A 19990-nucleotide genomic window follows, 5' to 3' on the forward strand; every position below is an offset into this window, starting at 1 on the left:
CGGTCCGGTTCAGCCGCGGGGCAGGCCGAGGATGCGCTCGGCCGCAACCGTCAACAGGATTTGCGTAGTTCCTCCCGCAATCGACAGGCAGCGGGTATTGAGAAATTCGCGCGCCAGCGGGCCTTCCACCCAACCCTCGACACCACCGAGTTCCATGGCGAATTCGGCGACCGCCTGACGCTGACGAACACCCACGAGCTTGCGCACACTCGATTCGGGTCCTGGGTCCTGACCGCCGAGTTGCCGCAGCGTGGTGCGCAGTTCGAGTTGGGACCCGACAAGGGCATTGCTGATCAGTTGGCCCAACCGGTCGTCGGTCACCGGATCACCGTCGCCCGCAAGTCGAAGCAGTTCCTCCACCTCGTCGCCGAGCGACGATCCCCCGCCCATTGCGACGCGCTCGTTCGCCAGCGTGGTGCGGGCCAGCTTCCAGCCGTCACCGAGATTGCCCACCACCAACTCGTCGGGTACGAACACATCCTCGAGGCGCACCTCGTTGAACAGGGCGTCGCCGGTGATCTCGCGGAGCGGTGAGACCATGATCCCCGGGCTGGACATGTCCACGAGGAAATAGCTGATGCCCTTGTGTTTAGGTGCATCGCGGTCGGTGCGTGCAAGGCAGATCGCCCAATCCGCCTCTTTCGCCAGCGATGTCCAGACCTTCTGGCCGTTCAGCCTCCACCCGCCGTCGACCTTTTGCGCAGCCGTCCGCAATGACGCGAGGTCGGAACCCGCACCCGGTTCGCTGAACAGCTGGCACCAGACGATCTCGCCGCGCAGGGTGGGTGTCGCGAACCGTTCGATCTGTTCGGGGCTACCGTGCTCGAGAATGGTGGGCACGGCCCACCAGCCGATCACCAGATCAGGCCTGCCGACGCCGGCATCTGCCAGCTCCTCCTCGATCAGAATCTGCTCGGCTGCACGCGCACCCCTGCCGTATGGCTTCGGCCAGTGCGGTGCCAGATAGCCGGAATCCGCGAGTGCGGCCCGGCGCTCCGATTCCGGCCGCGCCATAAGTTCGGCAACATCCGCACGTATGCGTTCACGCTCATCGTCGAGGGCGCCGAGATCGATCGACAAGTGCCTGCGCGCACCGCCGCGAGTCAGCTCGGCCACCCGCGCCCGCCAGCGACTGGAGCCGCCGAGCAGCTGCCGCAGCGATACCGCACGGCGAAGGTAGAAGTGGGCGTCGTGTTCCCAGGTGAAGCCGATGCCGCCGAGTACCTGAATGCAGTCCTTCGCCGTGTCGACGGCAGCATCGAGCGTGATGGACGCGGCTACCGCTGCAGCGATCGGCAATTCACCGCCGCTGCCGTCCCACGCGTCTTCCGCCGCCACGGCGGCGTCCCAGGCCGCGGCGCTGGCCTGTTCCACCCGGCACAACATCTCGGCGCAAAGGTGTTTGATCGCCTGGAACGATCCGATCGGCTTCCCGAACTGTTCTCGAATCTTGGCGTACTCCACCGCCGTTCGCAGGCACCAGCCCGCGATGCCCGATGCCTCCGCTGCGGCCAACGTCGCAGCGAGATCGGAGACCAATTCATCCGGAAGAGACGTGATCACACGGTCAGGCGCGACCGTCACCTCCTCGCAACGCACCCGCGCGAGTGGACGACTCCAGTCGATCGGATCGGCACTGGTGATCTCCAGACCTGCAGACTCGCCGTCTACCAGGCACCACACCGATTCGTCGCCCACTGTGGCCGGCAGCAGCACCGACACCCCCACATCGCCGCCGATCGCGAAACCTGCGTCGCCCGTGAGCAACAGTGCGCCGTCAGCGCCCGGCGTTGCGGTAACCGGAGGGTTGCCAAGAGCCACGGCGCACGGCACAGCGCCCTCCGCGAGGTCCGCGGACCACCGTTTCGATGCGGCACCCGAGCTGCGCCCGACCACGAGCGCGGCTAGAGCGGTGGAGAGAACAGGTCCTGGCACGAGTTCGGTCGCGGCCTGCTCGAGCATGGCGGCTAGATCGGCGATGTCGGCTCCCGCACCACCGACCTCGTCGGGTACAGCGACCGAGAAAGTTCCGAGTGAGGCGAAGGACAACCAGGTGGCTCGCCATGAATCTGCTGGCCCAAGGCGTACCGTGGCCAGTGGATCTTCGGCCCGCGCCCAGGAGCGGACCGAGTCCGCTGCCGCCCTCTGCTCCTCGGTGGTGGCGACTGTCACAACGAGTATCCGCCTCTCATAGGTGACACATTCATCTAGAACGTGTTCTAATATGACACGGGCTATGAGTCAAGGCACGAAGGAAAACAGGTTATGACGATCAGCTCTCGATCACAGTCCTCGACGGTCGCTGCTGCGACGCTGGGCGAGGACGACCTCGGTTCCAACGCGCAGAAGGAGCGGCGCAAGCGCATCCTCGACGCCACCCTGGCTCTCGCATCCAAGGGTGGATACGAAGCCGTACAGATGCGGGCGGTCGCCGAGCGGGCCGATGTCGCGGTGGGCACGCTGTACCGCTATTTCCCCTCCAAGGTGCACCTGCTGGTATCGGCGCTCGCCCGCGAGTTCGAGCGGATCGATTCGCGAGGCAAGAACCCTCCCGGCCGCAACCCGCTCGAGCGGATGCAGCTGATCCTCAGCCAGATCACGCGGGCCATGCAGCGCGACCCACTGTTGGCCGAAGCGATGACGAGAGCCTTCATGTTCGCCGACGCCTCCGCGGCCGCCGAGGTGGATCAGGTGGGCAGGCTGATGGATCGTCTCTTCGCGCGTGCCATGACGGACACCGAGCCCACCGCCGAAGAGTTGTCGATCGCTCGTGTCATCTCCGACGTATGGCTGTCGAATCTGGTCGCCTGGCTCACACGACGATCTTCGGCGACCGATGTCGCGAACCGGCTGGAACTCACGGTGGAACTGCTGTTGGGCGACGGCAGCCGCAGACCCGAGTAGGCGTGGTCGGAGCACAACACAATCCGCCGGCGCACTCGCAGGCGTCGAATCACCTAGATTTGAACATGTGAGTGCCCAAGATCTGCCCATTGAACTTCGCCGCGCCCTCTCCACGGTGGCGAGGACCCCTCGCCTGCTCGTCGCTTCCGATTACGACGGCACAATGGCTCCCATCGTCTCCGACCCCGAAAAGGCGTTTCCCCATGCCGAATCGGTGCGTGCGCTACGGGCACTGGCCGGGCTCGCAGGTACCACCGCTGCCGTTATCTCCGGACGCGCACTGAAGGATCTGGCCGCCCTGTCACGACTGCCCGCCGAGGTTCAACTCGTCGGAAGCCACGGCTCGGAATTCGACATCGGTTTCATCCATGCGATCGATGCCAACGCGAAACGGCTGCTCCGTGAGATCACCGAGGAGATCCAGCTGATCTCGGCGTTGTATCCCGGCACGTCAGTGGAAACCAAACCGGCGAGCGTCGCCCTCCACGTCCGCAACGCCGACCCGGAGGAAGGCGCCAAGGCTCTGGCCGCGGTGCACGCCGATGCCGCACAGCGGGTGGGCGTGCAGGTCACCGAGGGCAAGTCCGTCGTCGAACTGGCGGTGGTTGCCACCGACAAGGGACACGCTCTCGACCTGATCCGCCACCAGGAAGGCGCCACCGCAGCCGTATTCCTGGGCGACGACGTCACCGACGAAGATGCCTTCCAGCGACTGCAGGGTCCGGACATCGGCGTAAAGGTCGGGCCCGGAGACAGCCTCGCGGAGTTCCGTGTCGACTCCACCGAAGACGTTGCGGCGGCCCTCGCATTCCTTCTCGACGAGCGCCGCACCTGGCTGTCGGGGGCGCACGCCCCGCCGATCGAACGCCTGACAATGCTCGCGAGCCCCCGATCCGTCGCCCTCGTCACCCCGGACGCGACAGTGACGTGGCTATGCCATCCCGAACCCGACTCGGCCGCGGTCTTCGCTCATCTCCTCGGCGGCACCGAGGCCGGCCACTTCAGCATCGGCCCGCACCGCAGCGCCCTGCCGCTCAGCCAGCGTTACATCGACAGCACCATGACCGTGCGGACACGCTGGGCAAGCCTGGCCGTAACGGACTACCTGCCGCACGACGTCGGGCCCGGCCGCACCGACCTCACCCGCGTCATCAGTGGACAGGCCGCCGCCGTCGTGACATTCGCGCCCAGGCCCGAGTTCGGACAGGTCCAGGTGGTCCTGGAGGCTCTCGAAGACGGCCTCCGTGTCCATGGCACCAACGAACCCTTCGTGCTCCGCTCGCCCGGTGTCCAGTGGAATGTCATCTCCGATGGAAACCAGGAGACCGCACATGCCGTCGTCGATCCGTCACAAGGCGATGTCGTCCTGGAATTGCGTTGCGGTACAGACTACCTCGGCCCCTCTGAAGTGCCAGAAGCTGATCGGCGCGCGCGAGCAGAGGCGTACTGGTCCGACTGGACCAAGACACTTACCTTGCCAACTCTCAAGCCCGACCTGATGAAGCGCTCGGCGCTGACCCTGCGCGGTCTGGTGCACGTCGACTCCGGATCGATCCTGGCATCGGCCACCACCTCCCTGCCGGAGGAGATCGGCGGCGTCCGCAACTGGGACTACCGCTACTGCTGGCTCCGCGACGCCGCTCTCACCGCGTCCGCACTCGTCAGCCTCGGTTCACTCGGGGAGGCCGAGGGCTATCTCGCCTGGGTGCACGACGTGCTCGAGACGCTGCCCGGCCCCGAACGCTTGCACCCCCTCTACACGATCTACGGTGCCGGTCTGGCTCCTGAGGCCGTGATCGACTCACTGCCCGGATACGCCGGTTCGCGACCGGTGCGCATCGGCAACGCGGCCAATCAGCAGGTGCAGCTCGACGTGTTCGGTCCCATCGTCGAGCTGATCTCCGATCTGTCCCACGCCCGCGAAAAGCAGGGTGTCGAGAACCCGCTGAGCGACCGGGACTGGGAACTGTTGTGCGCGATGGTCGAGGCGGTGGAGCGTCGTTGGTTCGAGCCCGATCACGGAATCTGGGAGATCCGCGACAACCCGCGACACCACGTGTATTCCAAGGTGATGGGCTGGGTCACCGTGGACCGCGCAATCACCCTGGCCAAGCACTTCGGCCGAACCATCGCACCCGGGTGGGCCCCCTTGCGCGACACGATCGCCGAGGAGGTGCGCGAGAAGGGCTGGAACGAAGAGGTCCGCTCATATACCGCCGCCTACGACGGCACCGATCTCGACGCCGCCACCTTGCACATCGGACTGTCGGGGCTGATCGATCCATCGGATGAGCGATTCACCGCGACCGTCACTGCGACCGAGGCCGAACTGCGCAGTGGTTCGACGGTGTACCGATACCACCACGACGACGGACTACCCGGCACCGAGGGCGGCTTCCACCTCTGCGCGGCCTGGCTGGTCGAGGCATACCTGCTGATCGGTCAACGAGCCGACGCGGAGGCTCTGTTCGCGCAACTTGTCGCTGCCGCCGGGCCGACCGGACTCCTCAGCGAGGAGTACGACCCCATCGCCGAACGCTCGCTGGGTAACCATCCCCAGGCGTACAGCCACCTCGGCCTGCTGCGTTGCGCCCAGCTACTGGCCTGAGGTCGGCAGGTCGGTAGCCGACGGTCGTGCCGCTGTCTTGCCGTGCAGCAATTCGGTCCCGAGCATCTCGACGGTCGCAACACCCCCGCGTGAAGGCTTCATCAGCAGGGCACCGGCACGGCGGCCCTTTTCCTCCTGCGGTTGCCGAACGGTGGTCAGGCCCTCGCGAAGAGCGTCCTCGATACCGTCGAAGCCGGTGATCGACAACCGGCCGGGCACGTCGATACCCTGCCGACGCGCCCAGTCCAGCGCGCCGAGAGCGAGGACGTCGGTGGTGCACACCAATGCAGTGATTCGTGGGTTGACTTCGAGCGCTTCGGCCGCCGCGAAATAGCCGGACTTTTCGGTGTGCTCGAATCGCTCGACAACCGTGAGCGCCTGAAGGTCGCGGCCCGCGGCGAACAGTGCGTCGCGCACCCCCGCGATACGCTCACGCTGCACATGGAAGTTCGGTGACCGCAAGCGCTCGGCGTCGGCGATCCCATCCGACCGGTCACGACCCAATCGCATGCTCAGCACACCGATGTCTCGATGACCGAGACCGATCAGATACTCGGTGAGGTCGCGCATAGCACCACGGTCGTCGATTCCCACAAGCGATGCTCCCGGAACTTCCCTGGGCTGATCGCAGACAACCATCGGCAGGTGCCGGTCACATACTGCGGCGAGGTACGGGTCGTCGTCGGCTACCGAGTACACGACGAAACCATCGACACCGGCCTGCTGGACGACGGTGGCGGCGTCCTCCTCGCGGCGGCCTGGGCCGGCCGGAATCAGGAGCAGTCCCTGCCCCGCCGTCTCGCAGGACTCGGCGAGTCCGGACAGAAAGCGCATCGCAGCGGGGTCCCGGAAGGAGTAGCTGAGCGCTTCGGTGAGCAGCAGTCCCACAGCGCCGGCCTTACGGGTTCGCAGAGACCGGGCCACCGGGTCGGGCCCTGGATAGCCGCGCCGTTTCGCGGCCTCGAGTACACGGTCACGAAGTTCGGGGGAAAGCTGATCCGGCCTGTTGTAGGCGTTGGACACCGTCGTTCGCGAAATATTCAGCTCGGCCGCGAGCGACGCCAGCGTGGCTTGGCGACGAGGCTGTCGAGATCTGCGCATATGGGGACGTTAGTACCTCGCCCGCGCCCACGCTCATCGAGGCTGCACTATCAGCTAGGGTATAACGGTAATGGTTTCCAATAGCGTTTAACGCTCGGGTTTGGTGAGGAGTTTTCTGTGCACGGTTTTCCAGGTTCACGGTCGGCTAGAGCGGTGGCAGGACTCTCGTTCGCCACCGCTCTTGCGCTCGCCGCTTGCTCCTCCGGCGGCGCTTCCGACACGTCGGCTGCCGACCGCCCCCTTTCCGTCGTTGCGTCGACGAACGTCTGGGGCAGCGTCGCGCAGGCCGTTGCGGGTGACAACATCGTCGTCACCTCGATTGTCAACGAACCTTTCGCCGATCCGCACTCGTTCGAGGCGACCCCGTCCGACGTCGCCAGGCTCACGGACGCATCGCTGATCGTCTACAACGGTGGCGGGTACGACCAGTTCGTCGACGACGTGCTCGCCTCCGACGACAGCAACAAACTCACGGTCAACGCATTCGACCTTCATCAGAACGGTTCGCACGAGGACAATGCCGATTCGCACGACGACCACAGCACCGATTCGCACGAAGACGATGCCGATTCGCACGACGACCACAGCACCGATTCGCACGAAGATGATGCCGATTCGCACGATGGCCATGATCACGGCCACGGAGGGGTGAACGAGCACGTCTGGTTCGACATCGACACGGTCGACGCCACGGCGAAGTCCATCGCCGACAAACTCGGCGAACTGGACCCCGACAACGCCGGCACCTACCAGGCCAACGCAGACGATTTCCACAACCAGCTCGAACAAGTCTCGGGCGTAACCACCGCGATCGCAGTCGCCCACCCGGACGCGCCCGTCGCGCAAACCGAACCGGTCGCCACCTATCTCCTGGACTCGGCGGACCTGGTTGATCTCACCCCGCCCGACTTCTCGAGTGCCATCGAAAACGGCAACGACCCCGCCCCAGCGGCCATCGCCGCGATACGCCAACTACTTACCGACCGCGAGGTAGACGCACTCATCTTCAACGTCCAGACGCAAGACAACGTCACCCAGGACGTACGGGCCACGGCGGAGTCGGCGGGAGTGCCCGTCGTCGAGGTCACCGAGACCCTGCCCGAGGGGCTCGACTACATTCAGTGGTTGACCAAAACCGCCGACGATCTCTCGGCGGCTCTGCAACCGAACTGACGAAACACGTGACAGGACCTTCTTGGAGAACCGTCGCTGGCGGCCGTGCCCCTGCAGTGGAGCTGACAGGGGCACGACTATCCTTCGGCGAACGCGCACTGTGGGAAGACCTCGACCTCACCGTCCAGCCCGGTGAATTCGTCGCGGTTCTCGGGCCCAACGGATCGGGCAAGACGTCGCTTCTCAAAGTGCTACTCGGCCAACTGGCACTCAGCGCCGGCACGGCGAGGATTGTCGGATCCCCTGCGCGAGCCGGAAACTCGCATGTGGGGTACGTCCCCCAACAAAAGTCGTTGGACGACGGACTGCCGCTACGTGGACGTGACCTCGTCGGGCTGGGCGTCGACGGACACCGGTGGGGCCTCGGACTACGCCGGCGCGGGTATCGAAACGCAATTGTGGACGCTGCCATCGCCGAAGTCGGTGCGCAGGATTACGCCGACGCGCCGATCGGCTCGATGTCCGGCGGTGAACAGCAACGCTTACGCATCGCACAGGCCCTCGTCGGTGATCCGCAGATCCTGCTGTGCGACGAACCTCTGCTCAGCTTGGACCTGGCCAACCAGAATCTGGTGTCCGGACTCATCGACCGCCGTCGCCGCACCCACGACACCGCAGTCCTGTTCGTCACCCACGAAATCAACCCGATCCTTCCGCTCGTCGACCGTGTGCTCTACCTGGTGGACGGACAGTTCCGTATCGGCACACCTGCAGAAGTGATGACCTCGGAGGTGCTCTCGGAGTTGTATCGCACCGATGTCGAGGTGTTGCGCGTGCGCGGACGTCTCGTTGTGATCGGCACAGGCGACTCGATCGATGCACTCGGTAGCGCCGGCGGACTGCGGCCCGGGGAGGGCGTGCACCACATGGACGGGAACTACGCTTGAGCAACAAGTTCATCGACGCGATGTCGCGCATGTTCGACATCTCGACCACCCTCGATCTGTTGCAGTACGACTTCGTTCAGCAGGCTTTGCTCGCCGGTGCAATCCTGGGCCTGCTGGCGGGAGTCATCGGCCCTCTCATCGTCAGCCGACAGATGTCGTTTGCCGTGCACGGGACGAGCGAGCTGTCACTGACCGGTGCATCCGCAGCGCTCCTCGTCGGCATCGGTGTCGGCGCCGGTGCCATCGCCGGTTCCGTGGTCGCGGCGGTCCTGTTCGGGCTGCTCGGCACGAAGGCTCGTGACCGTGACTCGGTGATCGGTGTGATCATGGCGTTCGGCCTCGGCCTGTCGGTGCTGTTCATATGGTCGTACGAGGGCCGCACCGGCACCAGCTTCTCGCTGCTGATCGGCCAGATCGTGGCCCCGGGCAACCACGGAATACAACTGCTGCTGTTCTGCGCTGCGCTCGTGATAGGTGTCCTCGGGTACATCTACCGGCCGCTACTGTTCGCGAGCACCGACCCCGACGTCGCCGAGGCTCGCGGCGTCCCGGTACGCGCGCTGTCGATCGTGTTCGCTGTGCTCGTCGGTATCACCGCCGCGCTCGGCGTCCAGATCGTCGGAGCGCTGCTCGTGATGGCACTACTCATCACCCCCGCGGCAGCCGCCGCCTACGTGACTGCAAGCCCGGTCAAGGCCACAATTCTGTCGATCGTGTTCGCGGAACTCGCTGCCGTCGGCGGAATCCTGCTCTCGTTGGCGCCCGGCGTCCCGGTGTCGAGCTTCGTCACCGCAATCGCCTTCGTCATCTATGTCGTGTGCCGACTCACCGGATCTTCCCGGCGCAAGAACGCGGGACGAATCGCTCCCGCGCACGCACACTGATGACCGACTCGATACGTGCTCGCGCAAACGCGACTGACGAAGTTCTGGCGCCCTAATATCGAATATGTGTCGGCCATCGATCTGAACAGCGACCTCGGCGAGAGTTTCGGCGCCTGGACCCTCGGCGACGACACGGCGATGCTGAAACTGGTCACCAGCGCCAACGTGGCCTGCGGCTTCCATGCCGGTGATCCCGCGACGCTGTTGTCCACATGTACTGCGGCGGCCGACCTCTCGGTTCGGATCGGAGCGCAGGTGGGCTACCGAGACCTGGCCGGATTCGGGCGCAGGTTCATCGACATCACGCCACGCGACCTCACGGCCGATGTCATCTATCAGATCGGCGCGCTCGACGGCCTTGCGCGCGTTTCCGGATCCTCGGTGTCGTACGTGAAGCCACACGGTGCTCTGTACAACGCGATCGTGCATCATCGGGGGCAGGCGCGCGCGGTGGTCGCGGCGATCCGAGCCTACGACGAGACCCTCCCCGTCCTGGGTTTACCGGGCTCGATGTTCCTCGAGGAGGCCGAGTCGGCCGGGCTTCGCACCGTCGCCGAGGCGTTCGCCGACCGCGCCTACACACCCGAAGCAACGCTGGTTCCCCGAAGGACCGAGGGGGCGCTCTTGCACGATCCGACGGTGGTGGCGCACCGAGTTCGCAGACTCGTCGTCGATCACACTCTCGATGCAATCGACGGCACTGTACTGCCGACTACCGCCGAATCCGTCTGCGTGCACGGCGATACTCCCATGGCAGTCGAAATGGCGACTGCTATACGGTCTTTGCTTGATTCAGAGGGCATCACAGTGAGGCCTTTCGCCTGATGCGCATCCTCGACGCAGGAGAGTCGGCAATCCTCGCCGAGTTCGCGGATCTCGACACCGTGCTCGCACACTTCCGCGCGCTCGACAAGTCTCGCCCACCTGGGATTCGGGAGGTAATTCCAGCTGCCCGCACCATTGCCGTCCGATTCGACTGCCATGAGACCCGGAAAGATCGCGTGGTCAAGTGGGTGCGCACGACGCAGCCACAGCGACAGGCGCACACCTCCGAACGCGGGACTGGAACCGAGGAGATCCGAATCGCGGTTCGCTACGACGGCCCCGACCTCGAGGAGGTGGCCGGTTACACCGGCCTGAACGTGGACGAGGTTATCGCCGCTCACATTGGAACTCCTTGGACGGTTGCCTTCTGTGGCTTCGTCCCCGGTTTCGGATATCTGACGGGCGGCCCTCCCGAACTGCAAGTGCCCCGCCGCGACTCACCCCGCACCGGTGTACCCGCGGGGGCGGTGGGACTCGCGGGCGGATTCACCGGCATCTACCCGCGCAGTTCACCGGGCGGATGGCAACTCATCGGGACCACGGACGAGCCGATCTGGGAACCCGCACGTACACCCCCCGCTCTGCTACGCCCGGGCGTGGTCGTCCGCTTCGTACAGGAGTAGAGCGCACTCGCCGGAGTGCTCACAGCACGGTGCCCCAGCGAGGGCGCACATGCTCGAAGATGAGGATGGTCTCGGTCGATGCGACCGCCGGGTGTGCACTCAGGTGCTCGAGGACGAAGTTGCGCAGTTCCTCGCTGTTACGCGTGGCAACGTGAATCAAGTAATCGTCAGCACCGGCTATGAAATAGACATCGAGCACCTCGTCCAAGGCTACGAGTTGCTTCGAGAGTGACCCCAGGTGCTTCCTCGCACCTGCCTGGACGCGAGCCGCAATCATCGCCTGCAGGTCCCGGCCCAGCGCGGCGGGGTCGACGTCCGCGTGGAAACCGCGAATCACACCGCGCTCGACGAGGGATCGCACCCGGCCAAGACAGGTTGACGGCGCGATACCGGCAGCGGCGGCAAGAGCATTGTTCGGGATGCGGGCATCACGCGCGAGGTGATCGAGCAGGATGCGGTCGATGTCGTCGAGGGGCGGCGCAGGCCGAAGATCCTTCGGCGTGGGTGACTGCGAGGCACCTTTGGATGAATATTTGGAAGGCATGGCTAGAACCTAAAGAATTATCTTCATAGATATTGGCATTCAAGCGCACTTTATTCACCATTGATAGTAGCAGGCCTGATCGAACTCATCGGGCTTTGTGCCCCACGCCGACTCTTACACCATGTGACGGAGCTACTGATGAAAATCGGAATCCCCCGCGAGATCAAGAACCACGAATACCGGGTGGCCATCACCCCTGCCGGGGTCCACGAACTGTTCGAGCACGGGCACGAGGTGTTCATCGAATCGGGTGCAGGCGCCGGCTCCTCGTTCTCGGACGACGACTTCAAATCCGCTGGGGCAATCATGCTGTCGACGGCCGATCAGGTGTGGGAGACCGCGGACCTGCTCCTCAAGGTCAAGGAACCGATCGCCGAGGAATACTCGCGACTGCGCCAGGACCAGGTGCTCTTCACCTACCTTCACCTCGCAGCGTCCAAGGAGTGCACCGATGCCCTCCTCGAGTCCAAAACCACCGCGATCGCCTACGAAACCGTCGTCGGAAGAGACGGTTCCCTGCCCCTGCTCGCCCCGATGAGTGAGGTCGCCGGGCGACTGGCAACTCAGGCCGGCGCCTACCATCTCATGCGCCAGGGCGGCGGCCGCGGTGTGCTCATGGGAGGAGTCCCCGGTGTGCGCCCGGCGAAGGTCGTGGTCATCGGCGCAGGGGTCGCCGGCAAGAACGCCATCGCGGTTGCACACGGCATGCAGGCCGACGTCACCGTTCTCGACCTGTCCGTCGCCCGCCTGCGGGAGATCGACGACCGCTACCACGGCCAGGTCAAGACCATCACTTCCAACAGGCTCGAACTCGAAGAGGCTGTACTCGAGGCCGACCTCGTCATCGGTGCGGTGCTCGTCCCGGGTGCGAAGGCCCCGAAGCTGGTGTCGAACAGCCTGGTGCAGCGAATGAAGCCGGGCTCGGTGCTCGTCGACATCGCCATCGACCAGGGTGGTTGCTTCGAGGATTCCCACCCCACGACGCACGCGGATCCCACGTACATGGTTCACGACTCCGTCTTCTACTGCGTCGCGAACATGCCCGGCGCGGTCCCGCGGACTTCGACCTACGCGCTCACCAACGCCACACTCCCCTACGTCGTCGAGCTCGCCGACAAGGGCTGGGAACAGGCCACCGCGACCGTTCCCGGATTTGCCGAGGGCCTCAGTACCCACGACGGAAAACTGCTCTCCTCCGAGGTTGCTGCCGCTCACGGATACTCGGTCGAGGCGCTCTGAGTCCGGTCGCGTACGCGGGTTCCGTGCCGACTCCCGCATCGGCTCCCGAGACCTTTTCCACGAGTGGGCGATGCGAGACAATCCAACAATGGCATGGCTCGAGATCGTACGCACCGGACCACTGACCACGGTGCAGGATCGCGGTCGGCCCGGGTATGCGTCCATCGGGGTCGGCGAATCGGGTGCCGCCGACCGGTTCGCCCACGACTGCGCGAACCGGTTGGTGGGCAACCACTCCGATGCCGCCACCCTCGAGGTCACGCTCGGCGGGCTCGCGGTCCGCGCGTCCGGAGCGGTTTCGATCGCGGTCACCGGCGCTCGCACTCCCGTTACGGTGAATTCCGAACCGTGTTCCGACTACACCATGCTGCATCTCAAATCCGGGGACTTACTCGAACTCGCGTACGCATCCGAGGGCCTTCGCAGCTATATCTCCGTTCGGGGAGGCTTCGATGTACCGGCAGTGATGGGTAGCCGCTCCACCGACACACTCTCGTGGATCGGACCCGATCCCGTCGCCGAGGGTGACCGGCTACCGGTCGGCACCGAGGCGGGGGACTGGCCGGCAGACGAATTCGTTCCACCGCCGGCTACTCCCGAGAATCCGCTGATGATGCAGGCCAGCCCAGGCCCACGAGACGACTGGTTCACCCCCGCATCGGTCGCTGCTCTCTTCCGCGAAACGTGGACCGTCAGCTCCGACACGAACCGCGTCGGAGCAAGACTCCACGGCCCGGGACCACTGCACCACTCCATCACGGACGAGTTACCGAGCGAAGCCATGGTGGCGGGGGCGCTGCAGGTTCCGCCCGACGGCCGGCCGATCCTGTTTCTCGCCGACCATCCGGTGACGGGCGGCTACCCGGTGATCGCTGTTGTCGCCGAGGCCGATCTCCCCGCGGCCGCACAGTTGCGGCCCGGTCACCGCGTGCGATTCCACCGAAAAGTGGAACGATAGTCGGCGTCAGTGGCGTGCCGGCTCGGATGGCGAAGCATCTGATTCTCGCCCCCCGATCGCGGTGGAGGCACCGATCTCGAAGCACTCATCCGCCGTCCGGAGTTTCGGTGGTAGAAGATCTTTCACGTTGCTGATCCTGTGCGCGCTTTCGCGATCTAGGGGATCGCGACACCCACCACACGGCGGGTTTCGAGCGGGGGACCGCCATCTCAACTTCTACGAAACCCGGGACAGCCCCTTCGGTACCCCAACCTTGCGTGGCTGCGGCTTGATCACGGGGTAGCCTCACGCAGTGCACAGGGCAACCTGTGGCACCGACCGAATGCACACACGGGGGCCCGCACCAGTGGGCTGAGAGGACGGCTAGGGCCGTCGACCGTCGAACCTGTCCGGGTAATGCCGGCGTAGGGAGTACTTTCCGTGAGCAAAGCTGGATCCAATCCTGCATCTGTCACTGTGGGCCCGATCGAGGGCAGCACCAAAGCGTATGTCGAGCTCGGCGCCGGGATCGGTGTCCCGGTGCGGCGCGTCCACCTCACCAACGGCGAGCATCTCGACCTGTACGACACATCGGGGCCGTACACGGACCCGAGTGCCGATATCGACCTCGAGTCCGGTCTGCCGCCTATTCGCGCACCGTGGGTGGCCGACCGGGACGGTACACAACTCGACGCAGCCAGGGCCGGGATCATCACCCCAGAGATGCGGTACTGCGCTGTTCGCGAAGGTGTTTCACCAGAGCTCGTTCGCGACGAGGTCGCCGCTGGCAGGGCAGTGATCCCGGCCAACCGACGTCACCCGGAGCTCGAGCCGATGATCATCGGCAAGGCGTTCGCGGTGAAAATCAACGCGAATATCGGCAACAGCGCCGTCACCTCCTCGATCGCTGAAGAAGTCGAAAAGATGGTGTGGGCCACCCGTTGGGGCGCCGACACGATCATGGATCTGTCCACCGGCAAGAACATCCACGAAACTCGTGAGTGGATTCTGCGCAACTCCCCGGTGCCGGTCGGAACGGTGCCGATCTATCAGGCACTAGAGAAGGTCAACGGCGACCCGACCGCATTGACGTGGGAGATCTATCGCGACACCGTGATCGAACAATGCGAGCAGGGTGTGGACTACATGACCGTGCACGCCGGCGTTCTGCTGCGTTACGTTCCGCTGACCGCGAATCGAGTCACGGGAATCGTCTCGCGCGGCGGGTCCATCATGGCCGCTTGGTGTCTTGCCCACCATCAGGAGTCGTTCCTCTACACGCACTTCGAGGAGCTGTGCGAGATTCTCCATCGCTACGACGTCACGTTCTCGTTGGGTGACGGGCTGCGGCCGGGATCGATCGCGGACGCGAACGACGAGGCCCAGTTTGCCGAACTGCGCACCCTCGGCGAGCTCACTCGGATCGCAAAATCGCATGGAGTGCAGGTCATGATCGAGGGCCCAGGGCACGTGCCCATGCACAAGATCGTCGAGAACGTGCGACTCGAGGAAGAGCTGTGCGAGGAGGCCCCGTTCTACACCCTGGGCCCGCTCGCCACCGACATCGCCCCCGCGTACGACCACATCACGTCCGCGATCGGTGCAGCGATGATCGCTCAGGCGGGGACCGCGATGCTCTGCTACGTAACCCCGAAGGAACACCTGGGCCTGCCGAACCGCGACGACGTCAAGACAGGTGTCATTACCTACAAGATCGCCGCCCATGCCGCCGATCTCGCGAAGGGGCATCCACGTGCGCAGGAACGTGACGATGCACTCTCGCGGGCGCGGTTCGAGTTCCGCTGGCACGACCAGTTCGCGCTTTCCCTCGACCCTGATACCGCGCGGGAATTCCACGACGAGACTCTGCCCGCGGAACCTGCCAAGTCGGCTCATTTCTGCTCGATGTGTGGCCCGAAATTCTGCTCGATGCGAATCTCCGCCGATGTGCGAAAGTACGCCACCGAGCGTGGTCTCGACTCCGTGGAAGCAATCGAGGCAGGAATGGCAGACAAGGCGGTCGAGTTCGCCGAGTCCGGATCGCGGGTGTATCTCCCGATCGATTCCCTGCCTGGCGCGGGCGATAGGTGAGAGTGCCGTCCGCAGCTTCAGGACACCTCGGAAGCTGACCCGGCGCAGGGGGGTCGCGCAAGATCACGCCGCACGATCTCCCTGCGCTCTGCCATCTGTACAAGCGTTCACGGCAGCCGCTTGATCAACGTCCCCGCGACGAAAGCGAAACACGGATGGCGAGACATCTGGGTGCGGCCTACGATCGAGCCAAACCTTCTCCATCGAGGTGGTACCGCTCATGCCCGACACGAACTCCGCCAAGAACGGCGCCGAGGTTCTTCTGGAGCAACTCGATTCCCAAGAGGTCGACTGCGTTTTCGCCTCGCCGATCGCAGTTATGGCGCCGATCTGGGAAGTGCTTGCCCGTCGCGGAAGCGACCTGAGACTGCGCTACTTCCGTTGCCGTCACGAACTCTTGGCGATCGGCCTGGCCGCTGGGTACTACAAAGCCACGGGCAGAAGCCAGATAGTCTTCCTGCCGACGTCGATCGGAGTCCAGAACGGATCCATGGGGTTGCACACTGCACTGCAGGAACGCGTACCGATGACCGTGCTCTCCCCCGATACCCTGTCCTACGGCGAAGACCCGAACACCGACCCCGGCCCGGAATGGCCCTCCCTGCTGGTTGATCTCGTCGGACCGGCCCGCAACGCTGAAGCGGTCTCCAAATGGGTCAAGCGCGCACGGACACCATCGGAGTTGGTTCACGAACTCCACCGTGCCCGCTATATAGCCGAATCGGTGCCGCTCGGCCCGACGGTTCTGGAGATCCCGTTCGACCTGCTGGTCGGTGAAGGGCACAGCGACATCCCGGCTTGGGTTCCGCCGACACCCGTCGTCGCCACGGAAGAACAGATCGAGCGAGTGGCCCAAGTTCTCGCCGACGCAGCAAACCCGCTGATCATCACCGAGCACGGCGGGCGCACCGCCCGCGAACGCGACACCCTGGTGCGTCTCGCCGAAGCGCTCTCCGCACCGGTGTTCGAGACCATGTCGCCGGGGTATCACAACTTCCCGCGGTCGCACCCGCTCTACGTCGCCGGGCCGGTCGAACCGGTTCTGGGCGAGGCCGACGCCATTTTGCTGGCAGGCTGCAACGCGCCGTGGCATCCACCGCAACTCCCGTTGCGTCCCCGATGTGCCGTCATCCACGTCGAAGAAGATCCCTTGCGGCCACGCGCCGCGTACTGGGGATACCCGACCACCCACACCATCCCGGGAAGCCTCGCTCCGAATCTCGAAGCACTCGCCGCCAGTGTGGGCAAACGGTCGACAGGCCGGCCGGAGGCCGCCGGGCGTTGGGCCCGCTACAGCGAGAGCATTCGCGCCAAAGGCCTCGAGGATGCCCAGCAAGCATCCGCGCAGGCAACTGATTTCGTGCCCGCCGCCAATCTGTTCCGTGAACTTCACAACGCGCTGCCCGACGACGCGATCTGTGTCAACGAGATCATCGCGCAAATGCCACAGATGCTGCAGCACCTCTTCGAGCGCAAGCCGTTCCTTCAGTATCGCGGCGCAGCTGGAGCTCTCGGTACGAGTCTGGGTACCGCATTGGGTGTTGCGCTCGCCCGACCGCACCAGATCGTCGTCTCGATCCTGGGCGACGGGGCGTGGCACTACAACCCGGTACCTGCCGCGCTCGGGTTCTCCCAGGAGTATTCGGTCCCGCTGTTGATCGTGCTCTGCAACAATCGGCAGTACGCGTCCCAAACGGCGAGACTGCTGAAGTACTACCCCGACAGCGCAGCGGTCCGGGAGGGCAACTTCGTCGGCAATGTCATCGAGCCCACGCCCGATTACGTGAAAGTCGCCGAAGCGTTCGGCGGCGCGGGTGAGCGAGTGGCCAAATCAGACGCACTGGGAGCTGCACTTGCGCGGGCCTTGGATACCGTCCGGTCCGGGCAGACATTCGTGCTCGATGTCGTAGTCGACCCCTAGCCACCTAGTGCCCTGTGCGGGCATCGGCCAACCGATCGGCACTCTCAGCTGTCGAGACGGTAAGCACGGCGTGCGTTCTGTGACCCGATCATGCGTACGATCCGCCTGGAATCACTCTCGGACCAATCTCGTTGGACCACTCGCTCTTCCACAACTGTCGCGAGCGCCTCCCGGAACTGCATCGCTGCGACGTAATACAGTTCGGGCAGCCCGAAGGCGTCCGTGGAGAACAGCACCGACCCAAATGGTGCGAGCTCGAGCAATTCGGCCAGGATGCTGGCAGCTCCCCTGCGCCCGACGTTCTGTACCGCGAGTCCGACGTCGACGAACACGTGGTCGAATACCTGTGCCAGGTAACCCGCATGCCTGTGAAACGGGTAGTTGTGCAGCAGCATGATCGGCACGCCGCAATCGGCAGTGGCACGCAGCAACGGCATGAGCAGCAACGGATCCCCACGGGCCAGGTCGGTGTCGGCGTCGCCGTAGCCGACGTGAAACTGGATCGGCAGGCCGAGATCGACGGCAGTCCAGATCAGAAAACGAATCAGAGTCCGGTCGTTGAGTCGAATCGGTTCCCCGGTAGCGATCTCCGACTCCCATCGAGCCGCCGCGATCAAGACGTCAGCATCCGAGGGGCGTTCGGGAGCCAGATCGAGCCCCACCCGATAGGCGGCAATGGATTTGAAGGCGATCGCAGTGTGGGCCGCGGCCTCGAGCCTCGCACGGCAGGTCTGCGCGAAGGTGTTGCCGCTGCACTCGGCGATCACCTCCGCGGCGACCGACTCGAGCCGGACCACCTCGTACGCCCTCGCACCGGCTAGGACGGCCAAGTCTTCCGGCGTGGTGACCCGGTCTTGTAGAAATCCTGTGTCGACCAGAAATTCGGATATTCCGGTCGCGCGCATCAGGCGCCGGGTAACTTCGTCGACTCCGAGTTCTGCGCGCCGATGCAAGTACTCGTCGGGTTCGGAGTGGGGCGCCATGTCGAGGACGGGAGCACACAACCGGCGCACCGAAAATCCAACTTGCGTGTCGAACAGACTGCCGTGCCACTGCCCGGGCGCGTCAGCCTCGCACAGCAACGACTCGAATACCGCTCTGTCCAGCGGTTCGCGCATCACTCCGTGGCAGTGATGGTCGACGAGGGACACGGCGGCGACGGCCTCCGCGATCGAGCCCCCATCGAGGGCCGGCGGCATGTCCTCTGGGAAAGTTGCCACCCTGCTATTGTGCCGCTTGCCGGGTCCTCGCGGCGAGCCGTCAGGCCCAGTGCCTGAAGTCAGCCTCTACGTCGACGAGCGATGTCGGCGAGCACGACTCCTGCAGCGACCGACGCGTTGAGTGACTCCACCGGCCCTGCCATCGGAATGCTGAGGACGGCGTCGCAGTTCTCGCGAACGAGGCGCGAGAGACCCTTGCCCTCGGAACCGACAACGACCACGACCGGACCGCTGCCGTCGAACTCGTCGAGCGTGGTGTCACCACCCGCGTCCAGGCCGACTACCTGAACACCCTTGGACGCCCAGTTCTTCAACGTGCGCGTGAGATTGGTTGCGCGAGCGATGGGCAGACGAGCCGCGGCTCCGGCGCTGGTACGCCATGCCACTGCAGTGACCGCGGCGCTACGACGCTCCGGGATCACCACTCCGTGCCCACCGAACGCGGCCACCGAACGCACGACGGCGCCGAGGTTGCGGGGATCGGTGATGTTGTCGAGGGCCACGAGAAGCGGCGGCTCCTGTTGCTTGCGGGCTTCGGCAAGCAGGTCGTCGGGATGCGCATAGCGGTATGGCGGCACCTGCAACGCGACGCCCTGATGCAACCCGTTGGAGCTGAGCCGATCGAGATCGGTCCGCGGTACTTCGAGAATGGAGATGCCTGCGTCGGCGGCGCGCTGAACGGATTCCTTCAGACGATCGTCACTCTCGGTTCCTACCGCGACGTACAGGGCGGTGGCGGGAACTCCCGCCCGCAGACACTCCACAACGGGGTTGCGGCCCAACACGTTCTCAGGGCCGTCGAGAGCCTTCCGGCCCTGGCTCTGACGACCACCACGACCCGCCTGTTTCTCGGCTTCTCTCGCAGCGCGGGCTGCCCGCTTGGCGGCGGGATGTTTGGTACGGGCCTCTGCCGGCGGTGTAGCGCCGCGACCCTCGAGGCCCTTGCGGCGCCGACCACCGGAGCCCGCTACCTGGCCCTTCTTGGTGCCGGCCTTGCGGACCGCTCCGCGCCTGCTCGAATTTCCAGCCATTG

16 protein-coding genes and 1 riboswitch are annotated in these 19990 nt (G+C 65.0%); of the genes, 11 read left to right on the forward strand and 5 right to left on the reverse strand.

Going from position 1 to position 19990, the window contains the following annotated elements; translation table 11 throughout:
- Positions 1–9: 9 nt before the first annotated feature.
- Positions 10–2172 (reverse strand): acyl-CoA dehydrogenase, encoded by a 2163-nt coding sequence (locus BFN03_RS15380; protein ID WP_070379742.1) that lies wholly within the window; start codon positions 2170–2172, stop codon positions 10–12.
- Between the two features lie 93 nt (positions 2173–2265).
- On the opposite strand from BFN03_RS15380, the gene kstR reads away from it, so the two are divergent.
- Entirely contained in the window at positions 2266–2904 is a 639-nt protein-coding gene (gene kstR, locus BFN03_RS15385) for a cholesterol catabolism transcriptional regulator KstR (protein ID WP_070379743.1), read from the forward strand.
- Between the two features lie 67 nt (positions 2905–2971).
- A complete protein-coding gene (gene otsB / locus BFN03_RS15390) occupies positions 2972–5512 on the forward strand; it encodes a trehalose-phosphatase (RefSeq protein WP_070379744.1) in 2541 nt (846 codons plus the stop codon).
- Here otsB and BFN03_RS15395 read toward each other — a convergent pair.
- Entirely contained in the window at positions 5501–6613 is a 1113-nt protein-coding gene (locus tag BFN03_RS15395; protein ID WP_070379745.1) for a LacI family DNA-binding transcriptional regulator, read from the reverse strand. The two genes, otsB and BFN03_RS15395, sit on opposite strands and share 12 nt — an antisense overlap.
- 117 nt (positions 6614–6730) lie before the next feature.
- On the opposite strand from BFN03_RS15395, the gene BFN03_RS15400 reads away from it, so the two are divergent.
- From BFN03_RS15400 to BFN03_RS15420, 5 genes are all read left to right on the forward strand, one after another.
- Entirely contained in the window at positions 6731–7786 is a 1056-nt protein-coding gene (locus BFN03_RS15400) for a metal ABC transporter solute-binding protein, Zn/Mn family (protein WP_070379746.1), read from the forward strand.
- Positions 7787–7794: 8 nt separating this feature from the next.
- On the forward strand, positions 7795–8673 hold the full coding sequence (locus BFN03_RS15405) for a metal ABC transporter ATP-binding protein (RefSeq protein WP_070379747.1): 879 nt from the start codon (positions 7795–7797) through the stop codon (positions 8671–8673).
- Positions 8670–9557, forward strand: coding sequence for a metal ABC transporter permease (locus BFN03_RS15410; protein ID WP_070379748.1), 888 nt, complete (start codon positions 8670–8672; stop codon positions 9555–9557). The genes BFN03_RS15405 and BFN03_RS15410 overlap by 4 nt, the downstream gene beginning before the upstream one ends.
- A 66-nt stretch (positions 9558–9623) precedes the next feature.
- On the forward strand, positions 9624–10382 hold the full coding sequence (locus tag BFN03_RS15415; RefSeq protein ID WP_070379749.1) for a LamB/YcsF family protein: 759 nt from the start codon (positions 9624–9626) through the stop codon (positions 10380–10382).
- A complete protein-coding gene (locus tag BFN03_RS15420; RefSeq protein WP_070379750.1) occupies positions 10382–11005 on the forward strand; it encodes a 5-oxoprolinase subunit B family protein in 624 nt (207 codons plus the stop codon). The genes BFN03_RS15415 and BFN03_RS15420 overlap by 1 nt, the downstream gene beginning before the upstream one ends.
- 19 nt (positions 11006–11024) lie before the next feature.
- Here the strand turns inward: BFN03_RS15420 and BFN03_RS15425 are convergent, their stop codons facing one another.
- On the reverse strand, positions 11025–11549 hold the full coding sequence (locus tag BFN03_RS15425) for an Lrp/AsnC family transcriptional regulator (RefSeq protein ID WP_070379751.1): 525 nt from the start codon (positions 11547–11549) through the stop codon (positions 11025–11027).
- A gap of 138 nt (positions 11550–11687) precedes the next feature.
- On the opposite strand from BFN03_RS15425, the gene ald reads away from it, so the two are divergent.
- The 4 genes from ald to BFN03_RS15445 all read left to right on the forward strand — a co-directional run bounded on the left by ald (position 11688) and on the right by BFN03_RS15445 (position 17737).
- A complete protein-coding gene (gene ald / locus BFN03_RS15430; protein WP_070380966.1) occupies positions 11688–12788 on the forward strand; it encodes an alanine dehydrogenase in 1101 nt (366 codons plus the stop codon).
- A gap of 88 nt (positions 12789–12876) precedes the next feature.
- Entirely contained in the window at positions 12877–13746 is an 870-nt protein-coding gene (locus BFN03_RS15435) for a biotin-dependent carboxyltransferase family protein (RefSeq protein WP_070380967.1), read from the forward strand.
- Positions 13747–14066: 320 nt separating this feature from the next.
- Positions 14067–14174: riboswitch (TPP riboswitch) on the forward strand.
- Positions 14167–15816: a phosphomethylpyrimidine synthase ThiC gene (gene thiC, locus BFN03_RS15440; RefSeq protein ID WP_070379752.1), complete on the forward strand. Its 1650-nt coding sequence runs from the start codon at positions 14167–14169 to the stop codon at positions 15814–15816. Its footprint overlaps the riboswitch before it by 8 nt.
- Before the next feature lie 220 nt (positions 15817–16036).
- Positions 16037–17737: a thiamine pyrophosphate-dependent enzyme gene (locus BFN03_RS15445; RefSeq protein WP_070379753.1), complete on the forward strand. Its 1701-nt coding sequence runs from the start codon at positions 16037–16039 to the stop codon at positions 17735–17737.
- A gap of 44 nt (positions 17738–17781) precedes the next feature.
- Here BFN03_RS15445 and BFN03_RS15450 read toward each other — a convergent pair whose 3' ends face one another.
- A complete protein-coding gene (locus BFN03_RS15450) occupies positions 17782–18957 on the reverse strand; it encodes an amidohydrolase family protein (RefSeq protein WP_232320289.1) in 1176 nt (391 codons plus the stop codon).
- Between the two features lie 59 nt (positions 18958–19016).
- Positions 19017–19988, reverse strand: coding sequence for a 23S rRNA (guanosine(2251)-2'-O)-methyltransferase RlmB (gene rlmB / locus BFN03_RS15455; RefSeq protein WP_070379755.1), 972 nt, complete (start codon positions 19986–19988; stop codon positions 19017–19019).
- Positions 19989–19990: the final 2 nt, after the last annotated feature.

Source organism: Rhodococcus sp. WMMA185 (assembly GCF_001767395.1).
In the GTDB taxonomy this organism is placed as follows: domain Bacteria; phylum Actinomycetota; class Actinomycetes; order Mycobacteriales; family Mycobacteriaceae; genus Rhodococcus_F.

Excerpts from the sequence above, each read along its gene's own strand:
- kstR (WP_070379743.1), top strand. The coding sequence starts at position 2,266 with ATGACGATCAGCTCTCGATCACAGTCCTCGACGGTCGCTGCTGCGACG.
- BFN03_RS15395 (WP_070379745.1), bottom strand. The coding sequence starts at position 6,613 with ATGCGCAGATCTCGACAGCCTCGTCGCCAAGCCACGCTGGCGTCGCTC.
- BFN03_RS15420 (WP_070379750.1), top strand. The coding sequence starts at position 10,382 with ATGCGCATCCTCGACGCAGGAGAGTCGGCAATCCTCGCCGAGTTCGCG.
- BFN03_RS15425 (WP_070379751.1), bottom strand. The coding sequence starts at position 11,549 with ATGCCTTCCAAATATTCATCCAAAGGTGCCTCGCAGTCACCCACGCCG.
- ald (WP_070380966.1), top strand. The coding sequence starts at position 11,688 with ATGAAAATCGGAATCCCCCGCGAGATCAAGAACCACGAATACCGGGTG.
- BFN03_RS15435 (WP_070380967.1), top strand. The coding sequence starts at position 12,877 with ATGGCATGGCTCGAGATCGTACGCACCGGACCACTGACCACGGTGCAG.
- BFN03_RS15445 (WP_070379753.1), top strand. The coding sequence starts at position 16,037 with ATGCCCGACACGAACTCCGCCAAGAACGGCGCCGAGGTTCTTCTGGAG.
- rlmB (WP_070379755.1), bottom strand. The coding sequence starts at position 19,988 with ATGGCTGGAAATTCGAGCAGGCGCGGAGCGGTCCGCAAGGCCGGCACC.